The sequence below is a fragment of the Musicola paradisiaca NCPPB 2511 genome (genome assembly GCF_000400505.1).
In the GTDB taxonomy this organism is placed as follows: Bacteria; Pseudomonadota; Gammaproteobacteria; order Enterobacterales; family Enterobacteriaceae; genus Musicola; species Musicola paradisiaca.
Genome location: NZ_CM001857.1, coordinates 4,348,139 through 4,349,767, shown reverse-complemented (window position 1 = coordinate 4,349,767; position 1,629 = coordinate 4,348,139). Strand labels below are relative to the sequence as shown.

The window sequence follows — 1,629 nt, the reverse complement described above, 5'->3', positions numbered from 1 at the left end:
CCGAGATGAGTTCTCCCTTGGACTTTGAGTCCACAGAAAGGGCGTTCGAGACGAGGACGTTGATAGGCTGGGTGTGTAAGCGCAGCGATGCGTTGAGCTAACCAGTACTAATGACCTGAGAGGCTTAACCTTACAACACCGAAGGTGTTTTGGAGAGAGAGTAGCTTGTTCCGGATAGCGTTGACTGGCTGGTAGGCGAGTTGACGGACAGAATATGCCTGGCGGCGATAGCGCGGTGGTCCCACCTGACCCCATGCCGAACTCAGAAGTGAAACGCCGTAGCGCCGATGGTAGTGTGGGGTCTCCCCATGTGAGAGTAGGGAACTGCCAGGCTTTGATTTAAAGGTGTAATACACCGGGTTATCAGATTGACTCCTCTGATAACAGACAGAATCGGTGGTGCGGTAGTTCAGTCGGTTAGAATACCGGCCTGTCACGCCGGGGGTCGCGGGTTCGAGTCCCGTCCGCACCGCCACCCTATTTTAGGGGCGTAGTTCAATTGGTAGAGCACCGGTCTCCAAAACCGGGTGTTGGGAGTTCGAGCCTCTCCGCCCCTGCCAAATTCAAACCCTTCACGTTAGTGAAGGGTTTTTTTTCGTCTGAAATATCATCTGGATATTATTTCCAAAAGTTAAACCCTTGTTTCTATAAAATATAAGATCTGCTATAAAAAAATTAAAAGATAATAGTGTGATATTAATTAGTTAGATATTCTCAAGTTATTGGAAATATAAATATTTTTCTCAATAAAATGGAGAAAAATGCTTACCTAATCTGTATTCATAACCTTGTGTCATTTCTCATAAACTGAATTACTGCTGGTCGGTGGATGCTATGAGTAATGCTTTGATGGACGAACAGCGATTCAGGTTATTTAACATAGTCGATGATTTTAATCGGGAAGCACTGGCACTTGAGGTTGAACTGAATATACCCGTTCATTGTGTTGTTTGTATTAAGTGCAAAAAGAAGTTATTCAGCTATTATACGAAGTGATAATGGGCCGGAACGTACTACTGCAGTATTAGCTGAATGGGCAGAACGTCACGGCTTTTATTCAGCCGGCAACCCGGTGCAGAACGGGTTTATTGAGCGATTTAAAAAATACTGCGAGCAGAAATACTCGATATATATTTGTTCCGAATACTGTCAGCAGTCCGTGCGCTAACCAGAAAACTAGCGTGCGTTATATCACGAGGAACGCCCGCATAGCTCACTTGGCGATGTGCCGCTAGTTATCTAAATAGCTTCTCATATTACCGCTCCACTTTAGCCAGGCCAGGTTGGTTGCCGGGAAATGGTGAAGCTGCATTCATAAATTGCGTTACCTGTTTCAGTAACTGCCACAGGTACCGGCACTGATGGTTTCGCGTTATTGTTTCGTGTAACGATAGCCACAGTCGCTCTATCGGATTCAGCCACGGCGAATAGGTCGGCAGAAACAGCAGCCGGAACTTCCTGTTCTCCTCCAGCCAGCGCTCCACTTTGCGGCTTTTATGGATGATGTAGTTATCAACCACCAACGTAATGGTTTTGGCTCGCCGGTATGTGCGTCGTAATGCTTCTAACAGATTGATAAATAAATCAGAATTCTTGCTGTTGCCACTGGCGTAAGAGACTCGCCCCGTA

At 46.2% G+C, this 1,629-nt stretch carries 1 protein-coding gene, 2 tRNA genes, 1 rRNA gene, 1 pseudogene and 1 other annotated feature; of the genes and pseudogenes, 4 read left to right on the top strand and 1 reads right to left on the bottom strand.

Translation table 11 applies throughout. From position 1 onward, the window contains the following. Positions 1–36: 36 nt before the first annotated feature. Positions 37–118: a sequence feature (23S ribosomal RNA rRNA prediction is too short), on the top strand. 99 nt (positions 119–217) lie between these two features. The 4 genes and pseudogenes from rrf to DPA2511_RS23105 all read left to right on the top strand — a co-directional run. Then, positions 218–333: ribosomal RNA gene (rrf, locus tag DPA2511_RS19455) — 5S ribosomal RNA — on the top strand. 65 nt (positions 334–398) lie between these two features. Beyond that, positions 399–475: transfer RNA gene (locus DPA2511_RS19450), tRNA-Asp, on the top strand. Positions 476–484: 9 nt separating this feature from the next. Next, positions 485–560: transfer RNA gene (locus tag DPA2511_RS19445), tRNA-Trp, on the top strand. Between the two features lie 193 nt (positions 561–753). Further along, positions 754–1,243, top strand: a pseudogene (locus tag DPA2511_RS23105) (integrase core domain-containing protein); the annotation flags it as partial. A 13-nt stretch (positions 1,244–1,256) separates the two neighbouring features. Here the strand turns inward: DPA2511_RS23105 and DPA2511_RS19440 are convergent. After that, on the bottom strand, positions 1,257–1,629 hold a 373-nt coding region (locus DPA2511_RS19440; RefSeq protein WP_023638520.1), incomplete at its 5' end, for an IS630 family transposase.